This is a genomic window from Rothia nasimurium, assembly GCF_042660305.1.
In the GTDB taxonomy this organism is placed as follows: Bacteria; Actinomycetota; Actinomycetes; order Actinomycetales; family Micrococcaceae; genus Rothia; species Rothia nasimurium.
In genome coordinates this window covers 215,700-238,760 of the sequence record NZ_JBHSTW010000011.1, presented here as the reverse complement: position 1 = coordinate 238,760, position 23,061 = coordinate 215,700, and the positions used below count along the sequence as shown (strand labels likewise).

Here is a 23,061-nt window from a genome sequence, read left to right as displayed (position 1 = left end):
GTTTTGACTAGGTGAGGTGATGGGTGAGGGCTGTGTGTAGTGTGGCGAATTGCGTGGCTGTGAGGCCGGTTGTACGCTGGTGGTGCAACGGTTCTTCCTGGTGCGGTTTGAGAATATTTTTGGTTATTTATCCTCAAGGTTGCCGCTATGGTGGGGCCGTTGTCTAGTTGGTGGGTGTGGGGTGTGTGCCTACTTTTGAATAAGCCTCGATGATGGGGGTTCAGCTTTTGTTTATCTCTTTCCCGTATAATGGGAGGGGCTGGCTTGAGGCTTATGCATAAGCCTCCTTATCAGCTGCTTCGGTGTTAGGAGAATGATGGGCGGGGTGCCGGTATTCTGCCGGCGGTCCACCCATCCATTTACTCCCATTCGGTGTAGAAAAATGCTTCCCCGTCGTGGTTCACTTCGCTATCCTCGTAGGCTTCTTCTATGCTCTGCCCCCACAGCCGCTGACAGAGCGCCTCAGCTCTGGCCCCGTCCGCTATGTAGGCCTCGCCCATCTCGTACATCCACCCGGTACTCATGCAATGATCGGTTTCTGAATCTATCCGCCATTCTGCTCCGTTGAAGTTTGCCTCGTAGGGGTCAAGCCCACAATATTCCAGCTCGTCCTCATGTACTTCACACCGGTTAGAGGGCTGAAGGCAGATGCGCTGGAGGCTATAGTCTTTATCGACAAAATTTTTCAGGCTCTTATCCCATTCCAGGTACTCCAGCTCGTGAGGTGCTTCTGCTTCCTCGACTACTGCATTACCCCAGTCATAAACATATCCCTGCTGGCTCATTACTTGTCTTCCTTTCACTTGCTCCGGCAGGATGGCTATCTGGCTGGTAGCTGTCCCGTCCCCTGCTGGCAGAAGAAGGCGTCAAGGGGCTAAAGACCCAAAGCTGTGCAACCCCGCAAGGGGCAAGGCGGCATCGAAATTTCTGAGGAAATAAGCGACGTAGGAGCGCCGGTAGAAATTTTGAATACGCCTTGGCCTTTAGGCTTGCACAGCTAGGTCCAAGCCCCTAGCCTCGAATGTCAGCAGGCCACACAGAGGGTAAGTGGTAACTGAGGTTAGGTGGGATCCTATAAGGAGCGTGCGACGCATAGGATCCCACCTAACCGATGAACTTTAAACCAAAAAGGCGTTGATTTTAGGCGTGATGCTCTGCATCGCGTCTAAGATCAACGCCGGGGCCGGCTAGTTGTTTAGGCAACTAGCTGGGCCGCCCGCTGCTATGAGATATGTAGAACTGTTTGCCCTTTGACTAAACTCTTTTGCAGTGGCTGTGGCCTTCTAAGCTGCTTGAGGGAGGAATTTGTCAAGGGCCTCTCGAATGACCTCAGATGTGCTTAATCCCTGTTCTTGGGTATAGCGGGTAAGGCGGTCTTTGATGTCGGGGGTTACTCGGGCGTTGATGCTGGGGGAGTGGCCGTTGACGGTTTCAGCAAGGGCTGGGCGTCCTCGGGTGGCAGCTGCGACGATTTTTTCAGCGCGGGCTATAGTATCGGCATTGCGGGGTGTGATAGTAGCTGTTTCTAGGGCTTCGAAAAACTCATCAGACTCTGCCCATGCTGAGAGTTTTTCTCCAAGAGCTTCTAGCTCTTCCATGGTGAGGTTGTGGGGTTCGTTAGGCATTGTTGTTCTCCTTAGATATCTAGGCTGTAGACACGAGCCAGCGTTTTTCCGCGTAGTTTCATGCAGTGAAAAATGATGACATCAGGTGTGATGTAGTGAGAGAGGACCTCGATGATGTCTCCGTTCTCGGCCATTCCAATATGTAAGGTGGTAGTGGGACGACCAGGGGTGCGAGACCCATCAAAGTTATGAATTTCATGCATGTGGTTTTCCATTGCATTGAGCGCGTCAGCTTCTGTATAGCCATGTTTGGCTGCTGAGGGTAGGAAGATAAACTTCATAGTATTATTGTGTCACATAAATAATTGTGTTGCACATAAATTAGAGGTGTTTTGTCGAGTCTCTGGCTGGATATGGGTGGGAACCTTTGGGGAATCCGCACTGCCTAAGAATGAAGCCACTTCCTTGAAGAGCCTGGATGCCTACACCTCAGAAGCTCAATTGCCCCTAACCCTGAGCTCATTCCGCACACAACTTGCCATATCTGAACAAGCTGGCCTATACACCTCGCTGGCACTTCCTAGCTCACGAACTCCCAGGGCAAGCAAAACTCCCGTTCCCTCTGTCGCGCTCTGCGCGTCAAAGAGGGCGGGAGTTTTGCGCGGCAGCCGGTCAAGCGCGGCGCTTGCGCAGGGGTGTGGGGGCGGCGTCAGCCCCCGCAAAGGGTTCTCTGCTGTGCTTGACTTGCCATTGTTTGTGCAGAGCTTCGGCTTGGAAGCATTTCCTAAAAAATGGGGAGAAAATTCTTCTTCCACAGGGAGTACTCAATAATGCCTCGAACGACTGTCCCGACCTTCGCGCTCTCATCCTCAGATTCATTGGCGATATTAGAGAGATTTTCATAGTCCTCGGAGGGGATAAAAAGATTTGTGTAGCTCGTATACTGCCCATTTTTTCTTGCTGATATATTTAGCTCGCTGGCTAGATGAGAGTTTTTCTCTATCATCAACTTAATCAGCTCAGTTTTTTTAATCCTTGTGGTTTTGGCGAGCCGCTCCAGCTCCTGCTGGGTCTCTTCCTTGAGGTTAAAGGAGATTCTCCTCATTGCTGGGTTTTTCTTTGTGGCCATTGGGGACTTTCTGACTGGCTTTTATTGTATCTATACAATTATAACCTGGTTCTATCCTCTGCACCGGCTAGTTATTCACCCTAGCCCTTGCTACTGGCGTCGAAGTAGACACAGAAGAAGGAACCCCTGCTGATGCAGAGATTCCTTCTCCTTCTTTCCCGTTAGAAGTCTTTCACCCTACAGTTGGTCATCCTTCTTCTTACGCTTGAGGAAAAACAAGAAAAGCCCGGTGCCAACACCCGCTATGGCCAACACTCCTAGAGCAATCGGCCATAGGCTGCGGCTCTGTGTGTTCTCAGCAGTATCTTCAGCTTCTGCCTGATGACGCGAGTTATCCTCAGCTGCCTCACTGGCAGATGCAGTTGCTGACGGTGAAGCAGAACGCGCTGGTGCAGCAGAGGCAGAAAAAGATTCCTTAGATGTCTCCTGACTCTCCCCCTGAGCTGCCTGCCCCCTTGAAGGTAAAGGTGCAGCAGCTGAAAGGCGTGAAGAATGTTCTGAAGAAGAGGAGGTGCTGTCCCTGCGTGCTTCAGGTGCTGAAGAAGCAAGATTGCGGGTAGCTTCAAGGGATTCAGTGATACGTTCAGGTGTTCGGGCAGCAGAACTTAAGCTGCTGGGTGTTGGGGTGGTGAGGTTTTCTGCATGGGTAACTTGGCGATTCTGCTGAGCCTGTGCCTCTCCGTTTTCCTGGGTGTGGGCGACGGTAACCGTTTCAGCGGAGGTTGTGTCTACTGCCTGTTCTGGCGCAGGCGCCGGTGGCAACAGCGGGGGAATCACCGGGTCTGTTGGGTCAGTAATGACAGGTGGCGCAGGAATAGGGGCAGGCGCTGGCGCAGGGTCAATGGGGGCGGGTACTGGAGGCACTACCGGGGGAATCACCGGGTCTGTTGGCTCAGTAATGACAGGAGGTGCAGGGGTAGGTACAGGAATCGGCGCGGGGTCTACAGGGTCAGGTGCCGGAGGTAACACCGGAACTACTGGAACGGGAGTTTTGACCGTGATCTTGATGCTTACTTCTTTCCCTTGCTCGTCGGTAGCGGTGAGAGTATATTGGCCAGCAGGTAGACCGGTAGTGTTCAGCGTGAGCTTGGCCTTGCCCCCGTCATCAACGGTGCGGGTAATGGTAGCTTTGACCTTCCCATCTGCATCGCGCAGCTGGATGGTGACTTTATTTGCATCCTTGAGAGAGAAACCTACCTCAGCACTTGGGGCGTAGCCTGTGACGGTAAAGGTTTTGGTTTCGCCTGCGGTAAGAGTGACATCTCCTTCCTCAAAAGATGGTTCAAGTTCAGGGGAGGGCTTAGGTGACGGCTCTGGGTCTTCTGGAAGTGTCGGGTCTTTGGGGTCAACCGGTTCGCTGGGTTCCGGCTCGGCAGGCTCGAGAGATGGCTCTGGGGCAGTAGGTTCAGGAGTAGGTTCTGGCTCCGCCGGGGTCTTAGGCTCTTCCGGTTCTGCCGGGGCGGTTGGCTCAGGGGTAGGCTTAGCTGATGCGGACGGTGCTGGGGCTGGTGCAGTCGGTTGCGACGTCGACGCAGGAGCCGGCTCTGCCGAAGTGCTGGGGGATGGAGCAGCGGTTACCTGTTCTGTATCAGGTAGTTCAGCTGCCTGGACAGTAGTAGCTGGCAGTAGCAAAGCAGGAGTCATCGCCACAAGGGCAAGTGCCTGGGCCTTAGTTTTCTTGGCCATAATGATTAGGTTTCCTTTCAGAAGAAAAATGGAAGTAACGTTCTAGGACAAGGTGGCCGGATAAGCGACCACCCTGTTCCCAGACTGAGTAATAAGCAAGGTACTGGTCTGAGCCAGAAGGAATTTCTGATTCAGGGCATACCCGGGGCTGTCCCCGGAGAAGAGATACTGCTTCTTGCTCTCAGAGGCAGTAGCTACCACAAGGTTTCCCTTAGCTGCCGGGGCAGAAAGAGACAAGGGGACAGCGGCGATGTACTTACCATCGGTAAGCGAGAAAACCCTGTTCTGGTAGGTAGCAAGGCGGTTACCTTGGCCTATCGTCCAGGTAGTTCCAGGATCAATATCTCCGAAGGTGGTCTCGATGGTATCGAGTACTTCACCGGTCGCTAGTGAGTGTGTGGTGAGAAGAACCGGGGTTTTTGATGTTGGTTCTAGTTCTTGGCTCCACACTGATAAGGAAATTGCCTGACCAACAGCGACCCACTGGTTCATGATGTGCCCTTCAGCAGGGGAAGAAATATTGGTGGAACGCACAGGTGCACCGTCGGCGTCAGTGATTTCTACCGGTACGTCATAACCGATAGAGATGAGACCTTCTGGTGCAAAAGCAAAAGGCGTCAGGCCGGTAGGGACCGGGTAGGTTTTGAGCCCCTGGGGAGTGAGCCGGTATACCTGGGTATCTGTTTGTACAAGGAGCTCTTCGCTATTTTTAGAGACTTGTGCTCCTTCTGGCAGGTCTAGGGTCTGGGTGTGCGGGTTGCCGTCGGTGTCGCGGTGCCAGCTGGTGAGTTTGGTGCCGGTTTCATCAAGCCAGACCAGGGCATTCTTGCCGTCGATGATAGTTTCATCGATAGTGCTAATAGGCCAGGAGGATTCCACCGTATCGATAGGCTTCCCATCGGTCAGAGAGTGAAGCGTGACGGTGTTGCCATGGATGATAGCTAGTGCTGCCTCGGAGGCTAGTACCTCGGCACTCTCGGGAATAGGCGTCGTCCAAGCTGGTTGGTTGCTGTAGCCTTCGGGCAAGTCCTGGCTGATGTCGCTTATAGCGCTTTGAACCGTGGCGGTATCACCGGGGCCGTGGTTGAGGGACTGTAACCCGACGCCGGTAGCAGCTGCCAGTAAGACGGACGCGCTGAGGCTGAGGGGGATGAGGACTTTCTTGGAGGTAAGGTTGAAGCTCTTCAATGGGTTCTTTAGGCTGGCACGATGAGACCGACGCTTGAGGTGCTCTTCTGCCCTGGTGTCCGAGAAAAAATCTTCAAGCAGTGCTGCCTCTTCGTTCCGGCCAGGTGCTTCTATCGTGGTTTCTTCTTCAGGGAAAGTCTCAGAATCTATTCCTGCTTCATCGTCACTTGTGTTGGCAGGTTCGGTTGCCTCATCTTCATCTTCTTGCCCAACTGTCTCATTTGAGACAGTTGATTCTTCTTCTGGCAGTTCTTCTGAAGATTCTTCAAGTGCTGACTGTATCTGTTCCATGTTCTGGTCATTCTGAGGTACAAGCTGAAGTGGTTGGTGATCTTCCTGCTGCACAGGTCGCGCGGTGAGCTGGGTAACGAACGAACCGGTGTCATCTGCGGCAGTCTCGGGTTCTTCTTGCCCAAAGACCAGGGTCTTGGATTCTTGAAGGGGTGATAAACCTAGAACGTCGGTGGTGAAGCGGCGGTTATTGCCTTGGGCGACAAGTTCAGCGTTCTGAGTGAAGAGTCTGAGGGAACGAAAAATGCTCTTGCTTTGCATACTTTCAATGAAAAGTTCCCAATCTTGATATTTGAGGGTGGCAGAACGTACTGGCAGGGAAAACCTATCCCCACCGGCCAGCGCAGCAGGGCTCTCAATCTCCTGGGCAGTAACAGCTGTAATCTTTCCCTGCCGGTGAAAGAAGAAACGCTCTAAAATCTCCTCATCAGCTGCATCGCAGCAAATCAAGCTGTAATGGCAATTATGGATACTGGATTGGCGTTCTATTTCCTGGGTTATCTCTTCCCAGGATGTGTAGAGTAACTCAGCCCCGTCAACGGTTAGCAGATACCTCTGAGGTGTGAGAGTGATTGCTTGAGTCACTGCCTCGTCATTCCCTTCAATGGTTGTTCTGTGGTGATTCTCGAGTAGGTGGACTACCCCTGTTTTTGGGTAGTCCACCTCTCGTGCCCGTTTTAGAACGGTGGCTCGTTCGGCTTCTTGACCTTATAGACAGCAGTGTTCATGCACTCCAAGGCTTCGGCGGGCTCCATCGAACGGTATAAAATCCACCATTGAGCAGAAGTAATGTACCGGGCGGCCCCAAGATAGAGCTCATCGAACTGCGCAGGGCTTAGAACCCCAGACTCTTCATAGATGTACTGGAGGTTGCTTAGCTGCTGGTGACGAATAACCGTTGCTACCTGTACATCTTTAGGGTCTCCGGTCAGGGCTGGCAGGTGGTGTTCTTGGGCATAGGTAAGAGCCTTCTGGTAAGCCATTTTCTTCCTCGCTTTGTCTCGTTTCTTGGCCATGCACGTGGGGCAGGGGAGGGTCTCTAGTCTCGCGGCTTCCACATAACGACGCCCTAAGGGCAGGTGGCCGAGATTGACTTTACTGGGATGAAAACACACGTAGTTGATTTCAACGATGGTGGGGATAGCCATACTTCTTTCCTCTCTCAATCTTTAGGGGGAAGTACCTGGAGCTTACTCAGCGTCTAAATCTGGAATGGGCAAGGCAGTCAGCGCTGCAATCATCTCAGAAAGAGCCTCATCTTGAACACCGATATAGGACTGAGTAGTCGTGACATTCGCATGACCTAAAAGCAATTGGACTGCGCGAATACTAGGGCGCTTAGCGTAGGCGTCCGTTGCGAACCAATGCCTCAGCTGATGGGCGGTATAGCCCTTCCCGAGCAGTCGGGTGATGGTCTTGGCAACGTTATCTGGGTGACGGTGCTTGGCCGGGCTTAGCCGTCCGGGGAAGTAGTAGCCAACGGTTTTCCTTTCAAGATAGGGGATGAGGGCCGGGTGGGCTGGGATTCGGCGGGTGTGCCCGCCTTTACCAGTAATAGTTAGCCAGCCATCTTCATAGTCCTGCGTATGTAGTGAAGCGATCTCACTACGGCGTAACCCAGCGTAGGCTCCGAGTAAAATCATCAGAGTTTCTTCAGACGTTGCTGAAGCTTGAATACCTTTTACTAGCACAGAGGTCTTGACTGGTCGAGGTGCCCGCCGGGGAACCTTGATGGGCAGGAGTAAAAGCGTCGGATTATCCTTGCGTGCTCCGGTGATGTAGAGGTAATGGAAGAAGCTGCGGATTGTTGCTTGTGCATTTTTCTTGGTTACAGGTTGCCAGTTGGGGGTAGCCAACCAGGCCTGTAGCTCGTAGGTGGTGAGTTCTAACGGGCTTGTCTCTGGGTAAGTTGTTGTTAGATCTCGGAGCCACCGAAGCCGGTTAGCAATGGTGGAAGGGAGGCGGCCAGCAGCAGTGAGCCACTGAGCAAAATTCTGGGTTTGTTCCTGCCAATGAGGATGTGGGATGAGAGTCACGGGTTTCCTTTACCTGCTCTTGTTGGTTATGTATCAAGAGGGAGATAAGGAGCGCGTGCCCCTGCTTCTTTGGGTAAGGGTGTGCTCTTTTGCGGCAGACGTAGGCTGATAAGGACTTTAGTAGGGGTTCTCGTTGACGTCCTGGGTCTCTTCTAAAGCAGTATCAAGGCATTCTTTCAGGTCACTGGGGTCGGTATCTCGGTAGTCAATCCACCAGCGGGCAGCAACAATTTTGCGGGCCGGTATAAGGAACTGTTCGTCGAAAGCTTCCTCGTCCATTAGGGCATGCTCGCCTCTGACGAACTCTTCAAAAGCTGCCATGAGTACGGTATCGCGTGAAGTGGTAGCCCATCGAAGCTGCTTCTCGGTTCCTTCAAGCGGGGGTAGCTCTAGAGAGATTTGGTTGTTGAGGGCGTTTTGGTAGAGCTTTTCCTTGTATTCGTTGGCGTTTTCTTTGCGGCTGCATTCGGAGCAATTCTTGGTGGCGAGCCAGTTAGCCAGGCCTTTGCGTTTTCCTGCTGGTTTGTTGGACAGGTCGCGTTCTTCTGTGTGGCCGCAGGCGAAGTCGATGTCGAAGATAGTGGGGATAGCCATCGTGGTTGTTCCTCTTTCTGTGATGGAAGGGGCTATTTCCTAGTTAGCGTGAGCTGATAAGTTCTCTTGATCCAGGCCAGGGTATTAGACGCCCAGCGTCCCTCAGACGGGGTGGAAGAGAATCTGATAGCTGGCTTATCTGGATAGTCAGGGCGGGTGGCTTTGTAGTGGCCTCTGTTGCCTAGGCGTACTGTGAATCCGTTGGCTTTGAGAAGGCGGGCCATATCGCGGCCGTTGTTGGGCATAGGTATTTTGTGCATGTGTTCATTATCTCAAACAGTGTTGTGTGTCTCCTGTGAAGCTGGTTGTCTGAGGTGTGCTTCTCTGGCTGCGAGCTGGTCAATAAGGTCGGGTCTGTAGCCGCTCCATATTTGTGCTTCTTTGCCGGGTATTTCGACGATGGGGGCTTGTAGTAGGCCTCGGGCTTTGAGGTGTGCGGCTATGGCTGGTTCGTTCTCTAATTTGATGAGCCTGTAGGGGAGGTTGCGGTCATTGAGCTTGCGCTGGGTGAGTCTGCACTGATGGCAGTTTGGAGTGGCGTAAAGGTTGATGGTGGCCATGGTGGTTCTTATTTCTGGTGGAGTTTGTAGGTGGGGACTAGTGGCTTGGGGAGTAGCTCTTCGGGTATTGAGTAGCCTAGCTGCTCTAGTTTCGCTTGGAGGGCGGTGGTCTCACCGGGGCGGGCTAGGTAATAGAAAGTACAGATGACTTCACCAGTGGAGTTGGTGATATGTGCTTGGTAGAGGTCTTCGAATTCGGGGGTGCTGCCGACTGCTGAATAGTGGTGGCGGGGCTGTTTGGTGATAGTGAGGGTGTGGGGTGTGTTATTGGGCATCACTAGACCTGACTTTCGAGAGGAATGGTTTCAAGTACTGAAGTATCTGTAAGATTGTGAGATATATAGGGAATCTGTAAGGCGACTAACAGCAAGGTTTTCTGGTATAAAGGTATGGAGTGATAGCGTCTTCTGGGTTCACCTGGTTGAGCACTCGCTTGAGGCCCTGTAGCCCAATTGGCAGAGGCAGAGGACTTAAAATCCTCGTGGTCTGGGTTCGAGTCCCAGCAGGGCCACTGTATAGCCCCCAGCTGGAAAGCTGAGTCGTAAAATCCTTGTGTTCCGGGTTCGAGTCCCGGTGGGGCTACAAAAATGGAGAGTACGTCAAGCGCAAAGCGCAGGCGTACTCTCTCTTTTTTTGTTACCTGGGTGAACTGGGCGCCCCTGACTAATTCTGTTTAGGCTGAAGGCTTGCACGGCATGTCGATAAACGATAACATCGATAAACGATAGTATTGAAAAACGATATGTAAATGGTTGAGAGAGTTCGTGCGAACAATCATCAATTAGTCAGAAAGGAAGCGACTGTGTCTACAAGTCCCCTTAGAAAGAAAAGCCTCTGGTCGTTTGACGTTACTGCCTTGGCTATGCTGTGCACCCTATTTCTTGTCACTTACGTACTGAATGTATTTGTCGATCAGAAATTTCATACTTTCCTGAGCCCGGCAGTCGAAGGTGGCGTCAGTTTTGACCTTGCAGCTGGGGGTCCCTTTACATACTTAATGACAGGTTTTGTGCTCAAGTCGGCGAGCCTGCTAGTTGCTATTTGGGGCATGTGGTCCATGCTGAATCGCATTAAGAATGGTCAGCTGTACACCGAAGAGACATCAAAACGTGCGGTTGTCGTTGCATATGCGGTACTCGGCTGGCTGGTTAGCAGTGGCATTGAAGGCATGGGTAACAATTTCCTTGCGCACCGTCTTGGCCTAAACGACCAGTGGAGCGGTGGTCTACTCACCAATACTTCAGTCATGGTTCTTGTGTTCCTGCTGCTTGCGATGCTGTACGTCCTGCAGGGGTCGATTCGTCAAGCAATTGAGCTTCAGGAAGAGGTTGATGACCTTGTCTGAACCGGTTGAAAAGAGCGGCAAATACATCCACTGTAATTTGGGTGTTTTACTTGATCAGCGTTCTATGACATTGCTTGAGTTGTCAGACCGAGTTGGGGTGACAGTTGCTAATCTTTCTAAACTCAAAAACAATCGTGCGAAAGCTATACGGTTTAGTACGCTCCTTGCTATTTGTGATGTTCTAGAATGCTCGCCGGGCGACCTTTTGAGTATTGAATAGGGAAATAACCGCGACTGTCACTCAGCCCCCTCCGGGGAGGAGGATGTGGATCATAAGTAAGACATTGTTTTGTTCACCCTATTCGTTTTCTCTTGACCCCGAGATAATCTATAGGGTCAAGAGAAAATGGATAGGGTGAACTGCTAGGTTCGGGAAAAGGACGCTGCGGCGGTAGTAGCTGCGGCTTCTAGGGTTTTCGATAGAGTAGAAGCTATGAAGACACCTCATCTCTACGCTGTTGATCTCGATGGAACCCTGCTCACCGACCACAAAACCTACAAGCACGAGCAGCTGGACCGCGTCCTGACCCTGCTAGCTGAACAGGGCTCCTACCTGGCGGTAGCAACAGGCAACCAGATGCCAAAAATCGAGGAATACCTGGCCGGTCACGAAAACCACAAGAATCTGTACTACATCGCAGAGAACGGTGCCATTATTCATAACCAGGGCACCGACTTAGCCCTGTGGGGTTTTAGCCCTGACCTGGTAAACCAGGCTCTGGTGGCTCTCGAGAACTTCCCTGCTCTGGGCATTATTCTGTCCTGCCGTCACCACTCTTTTGTTCCCAGCGACCGGCTAGCGACCATCGCCGGACGCGTGCACGAACAGGTCACCAAGGTCGGCATTGACCTGCCCGGCTGGGACCCTGAAAACCCCATCACCGCGATTCGTCCTTTCTACCCCAACGTAGAAGCCATCGACGACCCCACCACCATCACCGAAACTATCGTCAAGATCGCCCTGAACGCCGATCCCGACGAGGGAATCTACGAGACCATCGAAAAGCTACACGATGCCCTACCTGAAGGAATCGCAGCGACCTCCAGTGGCTTCGGGGCTATCGACCTGATTCTGGACGGCAACCACAAGGGCCACGGCCTGGCCTGGCTAGCTGAGTACCTGGGGCTGAGCGCCGAACAGACCACGGCCTTTGGCGACTCTGGCAACGACCTTGAAATGTTCCGCTACGCCGGGCGCGCTATCGCCATGGAGCACTCCGACCCGGCCCTCGCCCCGGTCACAGACCTAACCATTGGCTCCAACAACGATGGAGCCGTCCTTGACTTCCTCGAAGCCGAACTCACCGCCTAACCCCAGCCGCTCACGCCCTGAGAAAAACGGGAAGAAAAGCCGACCAAGATTCGGTAGGGTAGAGTACAAGACTTTTACCACGACTACTTATTACCACTAGGAGACAACAGCCGTGGCAGGTAACCCCCTGATCAACAACATGACCAAGCCCGCTGGCGACCCCCGCTTCGGGCAGTTCGGTGCTGGCGGCACCACCACCGCCAACCCTTACGGCCAGCAGGCCCAGAACCCCTACGGGACCTACCAGCAGGTATCAGCTGGCCAGCTCAACGACATGTATAACGCCGGTACCGCCGGCCCCGTCGATACCAACCGTATCACCATCAACGACATCATCATGAAAACCGGCCTGAACCTGGGCCTGGTGGTAGTGGGCGCTGTACTCGCCTGGTACATGCCCATCCTCATGTTCGTTGGTTTCATCGGCGGCCTGGTACTGGGCTTCGTCAACGCCCTGAAGAAGAAGGTCTCACCTGCCCTGGTCATGACCTACTCGGTCATGGAAGGCCTGCTGGTTGGCGGTATCTCTCGCATGTTCGAGGCTTCCTACCCCGGTATCGTGGTTCAGGCTGTTCTGGCAACCGTCATCGTATTTGCAACCATTCTGGCGCTCTACAGCTCCGGTAAGGTGCGGGCAACTCCCAAACTGACCCGCTTCTTTATGATTGCGACGATTTCCTACGCCGTCTTCTGCCTAGTCAACATCGTTGCCTCCCTCTTCTTCGACTTCAATGCTCGCGGTGTTGAGGTAATGGGTATTCCCCTGGGTCTAATCATCGGCCTCTTCGCCGTGCTGCTGGCTACCTACTCCCTGCTGCTGGACTTCACCCACGCTTCTGACGCCATCAAGATGGGCGCCCCCGAGCGGGAATCCTGGCGCATTGCTTTCGGCCTGATCGTGTCACTGGTCTGGCTCTACGTCGAGATCCTGCGCGTTCTCTACTACGTACGCTCTATGGCAGATGACTAAAATCTAGGCTCTCTCCTGGTCCGCTAGGAAAGAAGCGCAGCCCGGGGTAGAAGCAACTCTGCTTTTGCCCCGGGCTTTTCTGTGCCGTGCCCCAGCTGCGGGGGAGAGGCATAAGGATCCGGCAGGACGCACCCGCCCGGCTTCATGGGGCGAGTTTGGTCACGCTTGTGCCCGGGATGCGGGCAGGCAAGGGACAGATAGTAAGGAAACGTGGGAAGATGGAAAGTATGAGTGTCATTATTCCTGAACCCCCTGCCCGGCAGAGTGAATCTGACCGTCAGGTACCTTTTGCCTTGCAGACGGCAGCAGCCTGGTCTTGGCGACTGATGATTGTGGGTATCGTAGCCGCAGCCCTCTACTGGATGCTGGCTAAGATCTCCCTCATCGTCATTTCAATCATGATTGCGGCCCTGCTGGCCGGTCTCATGTCGCCGGTTGTCTACTTCCTCCGTCGCAACCGAATCCATGCCGGTATCGCTACCGCAATCACTGAACTGGGTCTTATCGCCGGCGTCATTGGTCTGCTAGCGCTGGTAGGCCAGCAGCTGACCGCTGGTTTCTCATCCCTGTCTGATCAGGTTGTCGAGGGCTGGAACCAGATTGTTGCCATGCTCAACAACCTGCCCATCGACCTGGGGGCAGACAAGATTGACCAGTACATCAGCCAGCTGGTCACCACCTTGCAGGACAACACCTCCAGCATCCTCAATGGGGTAGCCAGCGTAGGTTCTACCGCAGCCGATATCGGTACCGGCATGGTAATTGTTCTCTTCACCCTCATCTTCTTCCTCATGGAAGGTGAACGGATCTGGCTCTTCATTGTCAAGCTCTTCCCCCGCAACGCCCGCCGCGCTGTCAACGGTGCTGGCCGTCGCGGCTGGACCTCACTGGTTTCCTATGTGCGTGTGCAGGTCTTCGTGGCCGCCGTTGACGCCATCGGTATTGGTCTCTCAGCCTTCTTCCTGGGTGTCCCCCTGGCGCTGCCCCTGGGCGTCCTGGTCTTCCTGGGCTCCTTCATTCCCGTCGTCGGTGCGCTGCTGACCGGTATTATCGCCGTCCTGCTAGCTCTGGTCGCTAACGGCCTGGTCAACGCCCTTATCATGTTGGCCATGGTGCTGATTGTGCAGCAGATTGAATCCAACATCCTTCAGCCTCTGGTTATGGGTAAGGCAGTTGCCCTGCACCCCCTGGCCGTCGTTATCGTTGTGGTTGCAGGCTCCATGCTGTACGGCATCGTCGGCGCCCTCTTCGCCGTGCCTGTCCTGGCCGTGGTCAACACCGTGATCCGCTACCTGGCTGGCCGCGAATGGGAGCACGACCCCGATATTCGCGAGGAGGAGTTCCTCTACCCCCACGAGATTAAACGCCGCGAGAAAAAGGCCATCGCTGAGAAGGTCAAGGAACGCCTCAACCGCATTAAGGAAGCCGAAAAGGCCGATGAAGATGCTCTAGAGGCCACTAACAACGGCGCCCAGAAGTAAGAGACAAGACGAGGTAACGATGCAAGAAGCACCCGCCCCGGTAGAGCTCCCCGTGAGCCTAAGCCAGATTGAAGACGCAGCCCGCCTACTCGACGGCGTCATTGAGCGCACCCCCGTGGCCCACTCACGCGCCCTGAGCGAGCAGATTGGCTCCGAGGTCTTCCTCAAATGTGAGAACCTGCAGCGCTCAGGCTCCTTCAAGGTACGCGGCGCCTACGTGCGCATGGCTAAGCTCACCGAGGCTGAAAAGGCCGTGGGCGTGGTGGCAGCATCGGCAGGTAACCACGCCCAGGGCGTGGCGCTGGCAGCCTCCCGCCTGGGCATCGCCGCCCGCATCTACATGCCCCAGGGTGCGGCCTTGCCCAAGATTGCAGCGACCCGCAGCCACGGGGCCGAGGTCGTGCTACACGGCGTGAACGTGGACGAAGCCCTGGCAGAAGCCAAACGCTACGCCGAAGAAACCGGTGCTGTCTTTGTGCACCCCTTCGACAACGAAGACATCATCGCAGGCCAGGGCACCCTGGGCCTAGAAATCCTGGAACAGGTTCCGGACGTTGACACCATCTTGGTGGGTGTCGGCGGCGGCGGCCTGCTGGCTGGGCTCTCCATCGCGGTGCGCTCGCTGGAAGAAAAGCTGGGTAAGAAAATCCGCATCATTGGCGTCCAGGCCGAGCACGCGGCAGCCTACCCACCCTCCCTGGCAGCGGACGCCCTAGTGCCCTTGAAGAAGGTCTCCACCATCGCCGACGGTATCGCGGTGGGCCGCCCCGGCCAGCTGCCCTTCACCATCATCAAGAACCTGGTGGATGACGTCCACACCGTCTCCGAAGACGAAATTGCCCGCGCCCTCATCTTCCTGATGGAACGCAACAAGCTGGTCGTTGAACCGGCAGGCTCGGTCTCTGTAGCGGCAGTGATGAGTGGCTCCCTCAAAGAAAAGTACGGCGACCTAGGCACCACGGTCTGCCTGCTCTCGGGCGGCAACATCGACCCCATGCTCATGCTCAAGGTGATTCAGCGAGGCCTGTCGGCTGCGGGTCGCTACATGACCATCAAGCTCATGCTCAACGACCGCCCCGGCGAGCTCACCACCATCTCCCGCATTATCTCGGAGCACGACGCCAACGTCACCGGTGTGGACCACACCCGCCTGGGTGGCGCCCTCTCTATGGGCGATGTCTCCATCACCATCGACATGGAAACCAAGGGTGTAGAGCACTGCCAGGAAGTCATCGCGGCCCTAGAAGCTGAGGGCTACAAGCCGATTGTGGTTTACTAAAAGATTTCTGAGACGCAGAATATTTGCCTTTGCCTGCGACCCTCTCACCGGTTCGCTGCGCTCACAAGTGATTCACGCCAGCCCCGAAAGCCAGCAGGCTGCCGGCAAATATCCTGCGTCTAAATCTTGCCCCTCAACGCAAACTGAAGCCCGGGCGTCCGCCCCCTACAGAAGGGGAAGGACGCCCGGGCCTCGGTCTATCTGCCTGCGGCGGGTTTTAGCCCTGGAAGGGCTTAGCTGAGATGATCTTGACGGGGATCTGCTTGCCGTTGGGGGCTTCGTAAGAAAGCTCGTCGCCTACCTTGTGGCCGTTAATGGCGGCACCCATGGGGGACTTCTCCGAGAAGACCTGCAGGTCGGAGCCACCGACCAGGGTGTCGGCTACTTCGCGGGAACCGAGCAGGAAGGTCATGGTCTTGCCTGCGATATCGGCTTCAACGACCATGCCGGGCTCAACTACGCCGTCATCGGCTGCGGGCTTGTCTGATACCTGGGCGGTTTCGAGCAGGTGCTGCAGCTGCTTGATGCGGCCCTCGTTCTTGCCCTGCTCTTCGCGGGCTGCGTGGTAGCCGCCGTTTTCTTTGAGGTCGCCTTCGTCGCGGGCCGCTGAGATACGGTCGATAATTTCCTGGCGGTAGGGGCCTGAGAGGTGCTCAAGCTCAGCCTTGAGCTTGTCGTAGGCCTCCTGAGTGAGCCATGCGCCTTCGTTTTCTGCCATGTGTTTACTCCTTGTAAGCAAGGCCCCGCAGCCGGTGCGGCTGGGGACCGTTGGTGCGGACGGAGCGGAACGCCCCGTGTAAAAGGTCAGTCGTGAGCCTAGTCTACCCATAGGCGGGGTAAGCTCCCTAACTTTACCCCTAGAGAGAAAGGGAGTTAGTCAACCTTCCAGCAGCTGTCGACGGTGGCTGTGGTTGCTTCGCCCAGTACCCTGAACTGCACGGTCTGCACTGAAATGCCGTTGCCGTTTTCATCGGCGTAGGGGCCAATCGCGACTTCTTTCCAGCCGACGGGGGCACCCGAGGTGTTAAGGGCCTTGACCGCACAGACCGCGGTATCTTCGGCCCGTTTGCTGACCTCAAAGGTTACTGAGACTTCGTCGGCACTGGTCAGGGTAAAGCCAACGTCGCGGCCGGTGGGCTCGTCACTGGAGTCAGCCTGCACCCAGAACACAAAAGCGCCCCCCACAAGTACCGCTACCAGGGCCAGCACATACCAGAACCACTGGGGCAGGGCCCGACGCTGTCGGACGGTACCGTAACGGGCAGATAGGTCAGGGGCGGTCATCAAGCCCACACCTTTCATACGGGGTAATAGAGAAAACGAGGAGCCCCACCACGCCAGGTAGAATTGACCAGTGTCTTTGAATGCGGGTTCCTTCCTCATTTACGATACCCCAAACATTACTCGAGCCACCTTCGCACTACTGGAGTTTTGCATGAGCAACACTGAATCACCCGCACCCGGCTTTGACCCCTCCCTGCTAGCGCCGCTCAAGGACGACTACACCGGCCTGCGTATTCTGGCAGTCCACGCCCACCCCGATGATGAGTCCTCTAAGGGTGCCTCAACCATGGCAGCCTACGTGGCCCGCGGGGCCCGCGTCATGGTGGCATCGATGACCGGTGGCGAGCGCGGCGATATCCTCAACGAGGCAGTCAACAGCAACCCCGCCGCCCACCGCGACCTGGCGGGCGTCCGCCGCGCCGAAATGAAGCAGGCAGCTGAGGTTCTCGGTATTGAGCACCGCTGGATCGGTTTCGTTGATTCGGGCCTGCCCGAGGGCGACCCCCTGCCCCCGCTGCCCTACGGTTCCTTTGCCAGCCTGCCGCTTGAGCAGGCATCCGCCCCGCTCGTGCGCCTGGTGCGTGACTTCAAGCCCCACGTCATCCTCACCTACGACGAAATCGGCGGCTACCCCCACCCCGACCACATCATGACCCACCGGGTCTCCGTAGAGGCATTTGAGAAGGCGGGGGACGCGGACGCCTACCCCGGCACCGGCGAGCCCTGGCAGGTCTCAAAAATCTACTACGACCGCGCCTTCAACTTCGACCGAGTCATGGCCTTCCACAGCTACCTCGAAGGTGCCGGCCTTGAATCCCCCTTCGCCCAGTGGGTTGCTATGTCGATGGAAGAAGACATTGAGGGCCACCGTCCGCCGGTCTCCCGCCACCAGACCACCACCCGCATCTCCTCAGCAGACTACTTCGAAAAGCGCGACGCGGCCCTGCTCGCCCACCGCTCCCAGGTAGCTCCCGACTCCCTCTTCTTCGCCGTTTCCCCCGAGGTTCAGCGTAAAATCTGGCCCTTCGAAGATTACGTACTGGCCCAAAGCCGCGTGGAGAGCGAACTGCCCGAAACCTGCTTCTCCACCGGCATCGACTACAGCTCCTAAAGACAGGAAAGGCCCAGCCCCACCGCGTACAATGGGGACTATATGCCCAGCTAGGCCAGCGCCCAGATAAAGCCCTGCACCCAAGACCAGAGGAAGCCGTTACCGTGTCAGCCCTGATCCCTCCAACACTTACGATTCTTGCAGCCGAAGCGACCCCCACCGTCATTACCACGGTCAACCCCGACGGGTCCTTCCGCGGCTCACCCGGCATCGTGGGCTTCATCGTCACCTTCTGCCTGGCCCTGGCTATCGTACTGCTGGGGCTCGACTTGACCCGGCGCGCTCGCCGTCTGCGCTACCGTAGCGAATACGCTATTGCTCGTGAGGCTGAGGAGCGGGCGGCTGCTGAGGCCGCGGCCCAGGGGAAAACCGAGGAGCCCGTACACGCCACCGTGCGCGATGAGGCTGTAGTGGCTCAGGATCATCTGCGCCGCCCCCACTAGGTTCTTGAGGGAAGAGAAAATAAGGACGCCGTACCCGGCCGGGTGCGGCGTCCTTGAGGTATAGGGGCTGTTTGCTCGGTCTAGAGGAAGATGCAGAACATCACGGCGATGTAGTGCTGGATAAAGCCGAGCACGGTAAAGACGTGGAAGAGCTCGTGGAAGCCGAAGATCTGCGGGGCCATAGCGGGGCGTTTGGTGCCGTAGAAGATAGCTCCGATGATGTAGCTGGCTCCGCCGGTGGCGATGAGCACGGTAGCAACGGGGGAGACCTGCCAGAAGTCGCCCAGGTAGAAGACCGCCATCAGGCCCATCACAACGTAGATGGGGGTGTAGAGCCAGCGGGGGGCTCCGGTCCAGAAGACCCTAAAGAGGGTGACGGAGAGGGCACAGCCCCAGATGCTCCAGAGTAGGATGGCCTGCTGGGTGCCCTCAAGGAGGGTCAGAGCCACCGGGGTATAAGTGCCCGCGATGAGCAGGGTGATATTGGCGTGGTCGAGCCGCTTGAGGAGCATACGGGCTCTAGCAGACCAGAAACCGCGGTGGTAGATACCGGAGATGCCAAAGAGCAGGACGCCGGTGAGGGCGAATATAGCGCAGCCGACGCCGACGATCCCGCCGCCGGAGAGAGCGATGAGCACGATACCGGCGATAAAGGCTACGGGCGCAAAGCCTGCGTGAATCCAGCCGCGGAGTAGGGGTTTGCCGTTCTCGCGGTAGAAATCGATGATTTCGCGTTGCACATCGGTCAGTCGGTCAAGCATGCCCTGGTGGGGTGCGGCTGATGAACCGGAGGTCTGGGAGCGGTGAACACGTGAAGCCATATATTTAGTATGGCAGGTCAAAATAAGCGCGGTCTAGGGGGTAGCTAGAAGCTGAAATAACGGGCAGGAAGCTGGGGCACGGCGTCCGCCCACCTGCGCAGAGGAGGGCAGGGGCCTGCCTGAGCTCGCCTTGCAGGTAGAATGAGCAGGGTAAAGACAACCTGCCACCCCACAACCAGGAGCAGCACATGAAGCTACCGCAGCCACTGTACACGGTGTATGAGCGGTCCCTGATTTCTGCGATTCCAGCGGAGAAACTGCCCCAGCACATCGGTGTGCTGGTTGATGGTAACCGCCGCTGGGCTGCCCTGTTGGGGGAGAGTACCAAGCACGGCCACGAGGCCGGTGCTGCCCGTATCATCGAATTTCTCGGCTGGTGCACGGAATTAAAGATTCCGATGGTGACCCTCTACATGCTGTCTACCGAGAACCTGAAGCGCAGTAGCGATGAGCTGAATGACCTGGTTGAGGTGATTGAGGGGTTCGTGGAGCGTTTGACCGCCAGCGGCCTGGCCCGGGTTCGCCCGGTGGGTCAGCTGGAATCCCTGCCAGCGAGTTTGCGGTCTGCCTTTGAGGTGGCTGTTGAAGAAACGGCGACGGTCAGCGGCCTGCAGGTGAATATCGCTGTTGGGTATGGCGGGCGCCAGGAGATTACGGACGCCGTGCGCGGCCTCCTGCGTGAGGCAGCAGCTTCCGGCCGGAGCCTTGAAGAACTCGCTTCAAGTCTGACCAGCGACGATATTTCCCGCCATCTCTACACCAGCGGTATGCCCGATCCGGACCTGTTGATTCGGACCTCGGGCGAACAGCGCCTTTCTGGTTTTATGACCTGGCAGTCGGCCTACTCCGAGTTTTATTTCTGTGAGGCCCTGTGGCCTGATTTCCGCCGGGTTGATTTCTTGCGGGCCCTGCGCGATTACGCCCAGCGTCAGCGCCGGTTCGGTTCCTAAGGCTAGCCGGGGCGGCTATGCTCGAACAGATATATAGCCTAGCGGCAGAAGGGCTGGGCGGACGCTGGCAGGCTGCCTTGGCTGCCCTGCTTTTGGCTTGGGTGCTGGTGTGCTACCTTGTGGCAGCGGCCCGACTGTGGGTCATTGATGTGCGAGAGCACCGCCTGCCCGACCGTATCGTGCTACCCCTCTATGCCCTGGTGGGCCTACCTCTTTTCGGGGCCATCGTGCTGGTGGCACCCGACCCCTTTGCCCAGGCGCGGCAGACTGCCTACGGGGCAGCGGTGATGTTTGGCTTTTATGTGCTCATGCGCCTGGCATCTCGCGGGGCACTAGGCCTGGGGGACGTGAAACTAGCCGGAGTTCTAGGTCTTTTGCTCGCCTATTTCTCGCCCCTGAACCTGCTCTGGGGCAACCTGCTCATTTTTCTGACCGGCGGCCTATATTCTCTTGTGCTCATACTGGCTCGTCGGGCTACAGGCCGCACCCACATAGCTTTTGGTCCCTTCATGCTTCTTGGCACCACTGTTGCCCTGCTCTTTCCCGCAACCTAGCGCACCTTGCGCGGCTGCTGCCTTGGGACGTCCGCACCGGGTGCCTGCCCACGAAAGGAAAATATGCCTACCCCACAATTTATTACCGACCTGCGAGCCAAGATTGGCTCCGACATGCTCTGGCTTTCGGGCGCTACTGCCGTAATCCAGCGGGATAACGGCGACATTTTGCTGGTGCGCCGCAGCGATACCGGGGCGTGGACGCCGGTGACCGGCATCGTCGACCCCGGCGAGAACCCCGCCCTGACCTGCCTGCGTGAAGCTGAAGAAGAGGCTGGTGTCATCATCGAGGTGGTGGGCTTTGCCCAGCTGAAAGCCGACCCGCCCATGACCTTCGGCAACGGGGACCGCTGCCAGTTTCTGGATCACACCTTCTACTGCCGCTATGTCTCGGGGCAGGCACGGGTGAACGATGAGGAATCGAGCCAGGTGCAGTGGGTGCCGGTGGAGAAACTCGCCGACTACTGTAGCGAACGCATGCTCGATAGAATCGACGCCGCCCTGCACTGGCAGAACGGCGCCCGGTTCGATTTAGAAGCGCGGTAGCTAGGCTTCGGCTGAGAGCTTCCGCAGCAGCTCAACCAGCATAGTGCGCTCAACGGGGGTCAGTTTCTCGGCCCACACGGTTTCAAGCTGGTTCTGCTGGGCAAAGATAGAGCTGACGAAGTCGGTACCGGCGGGGGTGAGCTCAACAAGGGTGCCACGCCCGTCCTCGGGGTCCTTAGCCTTGGTAATCAACCCCTTGGTCTCTAGGGGCTTGCTGATGTTTGAGACAGCAGCCCTGGTCATGCCGGTGATATTCGCCAGGGAGCTAGCGGACGCCGCCCCCGAGTTCCAGAGGGCAAAAAGCACCCGGTAGGCAGCCCAGGAGCTACCGGCAGGGCGGTGGACCTTCGATTCAAAATCGTGGGTGATGGCCACAGACGCGCGGTTCAGCGACATGGCAAGCAGGGTAGCGTCAACATTGACGGGTTCCTCTAAACCACCGAGGTTCTCGGTGACCTGGTCGATGAAAGACCAGTAAGTGTGGTTACGGGGTGATGGTTCCATTCCTTAAGCCTACTCACTGGGCGGCTGTGAGGGAAAAATAAGCCGCCTATTACAGGTATAAACCGTGGCGGTCACGCTATCCATTGGTCTACTCTTGACCGACAGGACGTCGGGGGCTAGTCTCTAAGAAAATCATGAGATAGCCGGTGCAGCGATGCTGCTGCAGAAGGAAGAAACATGCAGACCCACAACAAGGACGTTGTCATCATCGGTGCTGCTCGCACCCCCCAGGGCAAGATTATGGGCGCCCTTTCATCGCTGAGTGCCGTTGAGCTGGGTGCCTGCGCCATGGCTCAGGCGCTCAATGCCAGCACTCTAGCCCCTGAACAGGTTGAAGCTGTGATTTTTGGCCAGGTGGTGCAGGCCGGTGCAGGGCAGAACCCCGCCAAACAGACCGCACGTGCTGCCGGTATCCCCGTGGCTACCCCGGCGGTGACGGTCAATAGCGTTTGCCTCTCGGGTCTACGCGCGGTGATAGATGCCGCCCGGCTGATTCGCTCGGGCGAGGTTCAGGTCGCTGTGGCAGGCGGCCAGGAGTCCATGTCTCGTGCCCCGTTCTTACTGCCGGATTTCCGTGCGGGCAGGGTCTTCGGTGCTACCAGCGTGCTCGATGCCGTTGAGCGTGATGCCCTCACCGATGCCCAGAGCGGGGAGTCGATGGGCGTGCTGACCGAGGGGTCTAACGCCCGTTTTGAGGTGACCCGCCAGGAGCAGGACGCCATCGCGGCCGCTTCCCACCAGCGGGCCCACGCCGCGGCGTCCGCCGGGCTTTTTGATGCCGAAATTGCCCCGGTGCAGGTGAAAGGACGCAAGGGGCAAGTCACAGAGGTCAGGGCGGATGAAGGAGTGCGCGAGGGAACCACGGTCGAGGTACTCGCTCAACTGCCGCCTGCTTTTGAGCAGGGCGGCACGATTACCGCGGGGAATGCTTCCCCGCTCTCTGACGGGGCAGCGGCCCTGGTACTCTCAAGCCGCGAATTTGCTGAAGCGAACGGAATCAAGCCGCTGGCCACCGTCCTCGCCTGGGCTAATACCGCTGGCCCCGAGAACGTGCTGCACTATCAGCCCTCCCGCGCTATCGCCGCCGCTCTTGACAAGGCTGGGCTAACCGCGGACGACCTAGACCACGTGGAAATTAACGAGGCTTTTGCAGCGGTTTCTGCGGTCTCTGCCCGTGAACTCGGTCTTGACCTGCAGAAGGTCAACCCCCACGGTGGTGCTATTGCTCTGGGACATCCGGTGGGAGCGTCCGGTGCCCGCCTGGTGGTTCATGCCGCTCACGCCCTCAACCAGAAGCCCGATGCTACCTACGCGGCTGTGGCCCTGTGTGGTGGCGGTGGCCAGGGTGATGCCCTGATTCTTCGCGCAGACTAATCTCTTGTACTACGAGGTTAAAACAGGTGGGGCCCGCA

27 protein-coding genes and 1 tRNA gene are annotated in these 23,061 nt (G+C 56.7%); 13 read left to right on the top strand and 15 right to left on the bottom strand.

The window, feature by feature from the left end; all coding sequences use genetic code 11:
- Positions 1–359: 359 nt before the first annotated feature.
- The 11 genes from ACFP6B_RS05785 to ACFP6B_RS05735 all read right to left on the bottom strand — a co-directional run bounded on the left by ACFP6B_RS05785 (position 360) and on the right by ACFP6B_RS05735 (position 9,327).
- Entirely contained in the window at positions 360–785 is a 426-nt protein-coding gene (locus ACFP6B_RS05785; protein WP_377127991.1) for a hypothetical protein, read from the bottom strand.
- A 498-nt stretch (positions 786–1,283) separates the two neighbouring features.
- Positions 1,284–1,625: a ribbon-helix-helix protein, CopG family gene (locus tag ACFP6B_RS05780; protein ID WP_377127988.1), complete on the bottom strand. Its 342-nt coding sequence runs from the start codon at positions 1,623–1,625 to the stop codon at positions 1,284–1,286.
- 11 nt (positions 1,626–1,636) lie between these two features.
- Entirely contained in the window at positions 1,637–1,906 is a 270-nt protein-coding gene (locus ACFP6B_RS05775; protein WP_135013426.1) for a hypothetical protein, read from the bottom strand.
- 443 nt (positions 1,907–2,349) lie between these two features.
- A complete protein-coding gene (locus ACFP6B_RS05770) occupies positions 2,350–2,694 on the bottom strand; it encodes a hypothetical protein (RefSeq protein WP_377127984.1) in 345 nt (114 codons plus the stop codon).
- A gap of 177 nt (positions 2,695–2,871) precedes the next feature.
- On the bottom strand, positions 2,872–4,380 hold the full coding sequence (locus tag ACFP6B_RS05765; RefSeq protein ID WP_377127981.1) for a T9SS type A sorting domain-containing protein: 1,509 nt from the start codon (positions 4,378–4,380) through the stop codon (positions 2,872–2,874).
- 42 nt (positions 4,381–4,422) lie between these two features.
- Positions 4,423–6,444, bottom strand: a complete 2,022-nt coding sequence (locus tag ACFP6B_RS05760) for a hypothetical protein (RefSeq protein WP_377127978.1) — start codon at positions 6,442–6,444, stop codon at positions 4,423–4,425.
- 92 nt (positions 6,445–6,536) lie between these two features.
- Complete coding sequence (locus ACFP6B_RS05755) at positions 6,537–7,007, bottom strand: hypothetical protein (RefSeq protein ID WP_377127975.1); 471 nt, start codon at positions 7,005–7,007, stop codon at positions 6,537–6,539.
- 42 nt (positions 7,008–7,049) lie between these two features.
- Positions 7,050–7,895 carry a tyrosine-type recombinase/integrase gene (locus tag ACFP6B_RS05750; protein ID WP_377127972.1) on the bottom strand — a complete coding sequence of 282 codons (846 nt, stop codon included), beginning with the start codon at positions 7,893–7,895 and terminating at the stop codon, positions 7,050–7,052.
- Positions 7,896–8,012: 117 nt separating this feature from the next.
- Positions 8,013–8,489, bottom strand: coding sequence for a hypothetical protein (locus ACFP6B_RS05745; RefSeq protein ID WP_135013439.1), 477 nt, complete (start codon positions 8,487–8,489; stop codon positions 8,013–8,015).
- Positions 8,490–8,761: 272 nt separating this feature from the next.
- The gene (locus ACFP6B_RS05740) at positions 8,762–9,049 is read right to left on the bottom strand and encodes a glutaredoxin domain-containing protein (protein WP_377127969.1); all 288 of its coding nucleotides are present in this window, start codon (positions 9,047–9,049) and stop codon (positions 8,762–8,764) included.
- An 8-nt stretch (positions 9,050–9,057) separates the two neighbouring features.
- On the bottom strand, positions 9,058–9,327 hold the full coding sequence (locus ACFP6B_RS05735) for a hypothetical protein (RefSeq protein ID WP_377127966.1): 270 nt from the start codon (positions 9,325–9,327) through the stop codon (positions 9,058–9,060).
- A gap of 159 nt (positions 9,328–9,486) precedes the next feature.
- On the opposite strand from ACFP6B_RS05735, the gene ACFP6B_RS05730 reads away from it, so the two are divergent.
- The 7 genes from ACFP6B_RS05730 to ilvA all read left to right on the top strand — a co-directional run bounded on the left by ACFP6B_RS05730 (position 9,487) and on the right by ilvA (position 15,436).
- Positions 9,487–9,560 (top strand) — tRNA-Leu (locus tag ACFP6B_RS05730).
- Positions 9,561–9,851: 291 nt separating this feature from the next.
- Entirely contained in the window at positions 9,852–10,394 is a 543-nt protein-coding gene (locus ACFP6B_RS05725) for a DUF2975 domain-containing protein (protein WP_377127963.1), read from the top strand.
- Positions 10,381–10,614 carry a helix-turn-helix domain-containing protein gene (locus tag ACFP6B_RS05720; RefSeq protein ID WP_237199318.1) on the top strand — a complete coding sequence of 78 codons (234 nt, stop codon included), beginning with the start codon at positions 10,381–10,383 and terminating at the stop codon, positions 10,612–10,614. The genes ACFP6B_RS05725 and ACFP6B_RS05720 overlap by 14 nt, the downstream gene beginning before the upstream one ends.
- A 213-nt stretch (positions 10,615–10,827) precedes the next feature.
- Positions 10,828–11,706 carry an HAD hydrolase family protein gene (locus ACFP6B_RS05715; protein ID WP_377127959.1) on the top strand — a complete coding sequence of 293 codons (879 nt, stop codon included), beginning with the start codon at positions 10,828–10,830 and terminating at the stop codon, positions 11,704–11,706.
- 112 nt (positions 11,707–11,818) lie between these two features.
- Positions 11,819–12,676: a Bax inhibitor-1/YccA family protein gene (locus tag ACFP6B_RS05710; RefSeq protein WP_377127956.1), complete on the top strand. Its 858-nt coding sequence runs from the start codon at positions 11,819–11,821 to the stop codon at positions 12,674–12,676.
- Between the two features lie 227 nt (positions 12,677–12,903).
- Complete coding sequence (locus ACFP6B_RS05705) at positions 12,904–14,157, top strand: AI-2E family transporter (RefSeq protein ID WP_377127953.1); 1,254 nt, start codon at positions 12,904–12,906, stop codon at positions 14,155–14,157.
- Between the two features lie 19 nt (positions 14,158–14,176).
- A complete protein-coding gene (gene ilvA / locus ACFP6B_RS05700) occupies positions 14,177–15,436 on the top strand; it encodes a threonine ammonia-lyase (protein WP_237205925.1) in 1,260 nt (419 codons plus the stop codon).
- A gap of 217 nt (positions 15,437–15,653) precedes the next feature.
- Here ilvA and greA read toward each other — a convergent pair whose 3' ends face one another.
- Together greA and ACFP6B_RS05690 are read right to left on the bottom strand one after the other, a co-directional pair.
- Entirely contained in the window at positions 15,654–16,154 is a 501-nt protein-coding gene (gene greA, locus ACFP6B_RS05695) for a transcription elongation factor GreA (protein ID WP_377127949.1), read from the bottom strand.
- A gap of 155 nt (positions 16,155–16,309) precedes the next feature.
- Entirely contained in the window at positions 16,310–16,720 is a 411-nt protein-coding gene (locus ACFP6B_RS05690; protein WP_237205923.1) for a DUF4307 domain-containing protein, read from the bottom strand.
- Positions 16,721–16,871: 151 nt separating this feature from the next.
- On the opposite strand from ACFP6B_RS05690, the gene mca reads away from it, so the two are divergent.
- Together mca and ACFP6B_RS05680 are read left to right on the top strand one after the other, a co-directional pair.
- Complete coding sequence (mca, locus tag ACFP6B_RS05685) at positions 16,872–17,831, top strand: mycothiol conjugate amidase Mca (protein ID WP_377127946.1); 960 nt, start codon at positions 16,872–16,874, stop codon at positions 17,829–17,831.
- Between the two features lie 104 nt (positions 17,832–17,935).
- Positions 17,936–18,274 carry a hypothetical protein gene (locus ACFP6B_RS05680; protein ID WP_237187216.1) on the top strand — a complete coding sequence of 113 codons (339 nt, stop codon included), beginning with the start codon at positions 17,936–17,938 and terminating at the stop codon, positions 18,272–18,274.
- A gap of 80 nt (positions 18,275–18,354) precedes the next feature.
- Here ACFP6B_RS05680 and trhA read toward each other — a convergent pair whose 3' ends face one another.
- Complete coding sequence (trhA, locus tag ACFP6B_RS05675; protein ID WP_377127943.1) at positions 18,355–19,095, bottom strand: PAQR family membrane homeostasis protein TrhA; 741 nt, start codon at positions 19,093–19,095, stop codon at positions 18,355–18,357.
- A gap of 188 nt (positions 19,096–19,283) precedes the next feature.
- Between trhA and ACFP6B_RS05670 the strand changes: the two genes are divergently transcribed.
- The 3 genes from ACFP6B_RS05670 (at position 19,284) to ACFP6B_RS05660 (ending at position 21,145) form a co-directional block, all read left to right on the top strand.
- Positions 19,284–20,045: an isoprenyl transferase gene (locus ACFP6B_RS05670; RefSeq protein WP_377127940.1), complete on the top strand. Its 762-nt coding sequence runs from the start codon at positions 19,284–19,286 to the stop codon at positions 20,043–20,045.
- A 17-nt stretch (positions 20,046–20,062) separates the two neighbouring features.
- Complete coding sequence (locus tag ACFP6B_RS05665) at positions 20,063–20,599, top strand: prepilin peptidase (protein ID WP_377127937.1); 537 nt, start codon at positions 20,063–20,065, stop codon at positions 20,597–20,599.
- A 63-nt stretch (positions 20,600–20,662) separates the two neighbouring features.
- Positions 20,663–21,145, top strand: coding sequence for an NUDIX hydrolase (locus ACFP6B_RS05660; RefSeq protein WP_185173431.1), 483 nt, complete (start codon positions 20,663–20,665; stop codon positions 21,143–21,145).
- Here the strand turns inward: ACFP6B_RS05660 and ACFP6B_RS05655 are convergent, their stop codons facing one another.
- Positions 21,146–21,649, bottom strand: coding sequence for a MarR family winged helix-turn-helix transcriptional regulator (locus ACFP6B_RS05655; RefSeq protein ID WP_377127934.1), 504 nt, complete (start codon positions 21,647–21,649; stop codon positions 21,146–21,148).
- A 177-nt stretch (positions 21,650–21,826) separates the two neighbouring features.
- Here ACFP6B_RS05655 and ACFP6B_RS05650 point away from each other — a divergent pair, with 177 nt between their 5' ends.
- Positions 21,827–23,023, top strand: coding sequence for an acetyl-CoA C-acyltransferase (locus ACFP6B_RS05650; protein ID WP_377127931.1), 1,197 nt, complete (start codon positions 21,827–21,829; stop codon positions 23,021–23,023).
- The last annotated feature ends 38 nt before the right edge of the window (positions 23,024–23,061 follow it).

Coding starts and splice junctions, on each gene's coding strand:
- ACFP6B_RS05780 (WP_377127988.1), bottom strand. CDS start 1,625: ATGCCTAACGAACCCCACAACCTCACCATGGAAGAGCTAGAAGCTCTT.
- ACFP6B_RS05660 (WP_185173431.1), top strand. CDS start 20,663: ATGCCTACCCCACAATTTATTACCGACCTGCGAGCCAAGATTGGCTCC.
- ACFP6B_RS05765 (WP_377127981.1), bottom strand. CDS start 4,380: ATGGCCAAGAAAACTAAGGCCCAGGCACTTGCCCTTGTGGCGATGACT.
- greA (WP_377127949.1), bottom strand. CDS start 16,154: ATGGCAGAAAACGAAGGCGCATGGCTCACTCAGGAGGCCTACGACAAG.
- ACFP6B_RS05740 (WP_377127969.1), bottom strand. CDS start 9,049: ATGGCCACCATCAACCTTTACGCCACTCCAAACTGCCATCAGTGCAGA.
- ACFP6B_RS05670 (WP_377127940.1), top strand. CDS start 19,284: ATGAAGCTACCGCAGCCACTGTACACGGTGTATGAGCGGTCCCTGATT.
- ACFP6B_RS05705 (WP_377127953.1), top strand. CDS start 12,904: ATGAGTGTCATTATTCCTGAACCCCCTGCCCGGCAGAGTGAATCTGAC.
- ACFP6B_RS05785 (WP_377127991.1), bottom strand. CDS start 785: ATGAGCCAGCAGGGATATGTTTATGACTGGGGTAATGCAGTAGTCGAG.
- ACFP6B_RS05655 (WP_377127934.1), bottom strand. CDS start 21,649: ATGGAACCATCACCCCGTAACCACACTTACTGGTCTTTCATCGACCAG.
- mca (WP_377127946.1), top strand. CDS start 16,872: ATGAGCAACACTGAATCACCCGCACCCGGCTTTGACCCCTCCCTGCTA.
- ilvA (WP_237205925.1), top strand. CDS start 14,177: ATGCAAGAAGCACCCGCCCCGGTAGAGCTCCCCGTGAGCCTAAGCCAG.
- ACFP6B_RS05665 (WP_377127937.1), top strand. CDS start 20,063: ATGCTCGAACAGATATATAGCCTAGCGGCAGAAGGGCTGGGCGGACGC.
- ACFP6B_RS05690 (WP_237205923.1), bottom strand. CDS start 16,720: ATGACCGCCCCTGACCTATCTGCCCGTTACGGTACCGTCCGACAGCGT.
- ACFP6B_RS05745 (WP_135013439.1), bottom strand. CDS start 8,489: ATGGCTATCCCCACTATCTTCGACATCGACTTCGCCTGCGGCCACACA.
- ACFP6B_RS05775 (WP_135013426.1), bottom strand. CDS start 1,906: ATGAAGTTTATCTTCCTACCCTCAGCAGCCAAACATGGCTATACAGAA.
- ACFP6B_RS05770 (WP_377127984.1), bottom strand. CDS start 2,694: ATGGCCACAAAGAAAAACCCAGCAATGAGGAGAATCTCCTTTAACCTC.
- trhA (WP_377127943.1), bottom strand. CDS start 19,095: ATGGCTTCACGTGTTCACCGCTCCCAGACCTCCGGTTCATCAGCCGCA.
- ACFP6B_RS05755 (WP_377127975.1), bottom strand. CDS start 7,007: ATGGCTATCCCCACCATCGTTGAAATCAACTACGTGTGTTTTCATCCC.
- ACFP6B_RS05720 (WP_237199318.1), top strand. CDS start 10,381: ATGACCTTGTCTGAACCGGTTGAAAAGAGCGGCAAATACATCCACTGT.
- ACFP6B_RS05650 (WP_377127931.1), top strand. CDS start 21,827: ATGCAGACCCACAACAAGGACGTTGTCATCATCGGTGCTGCTCGCACC.
- ACFP6B_RS05715 (WP_377127959.1), top strand. CDS start 10,828: ATGAAGACACCTCATCTCTACGCTGTTGATCTCGATGGAACCCTGCTC.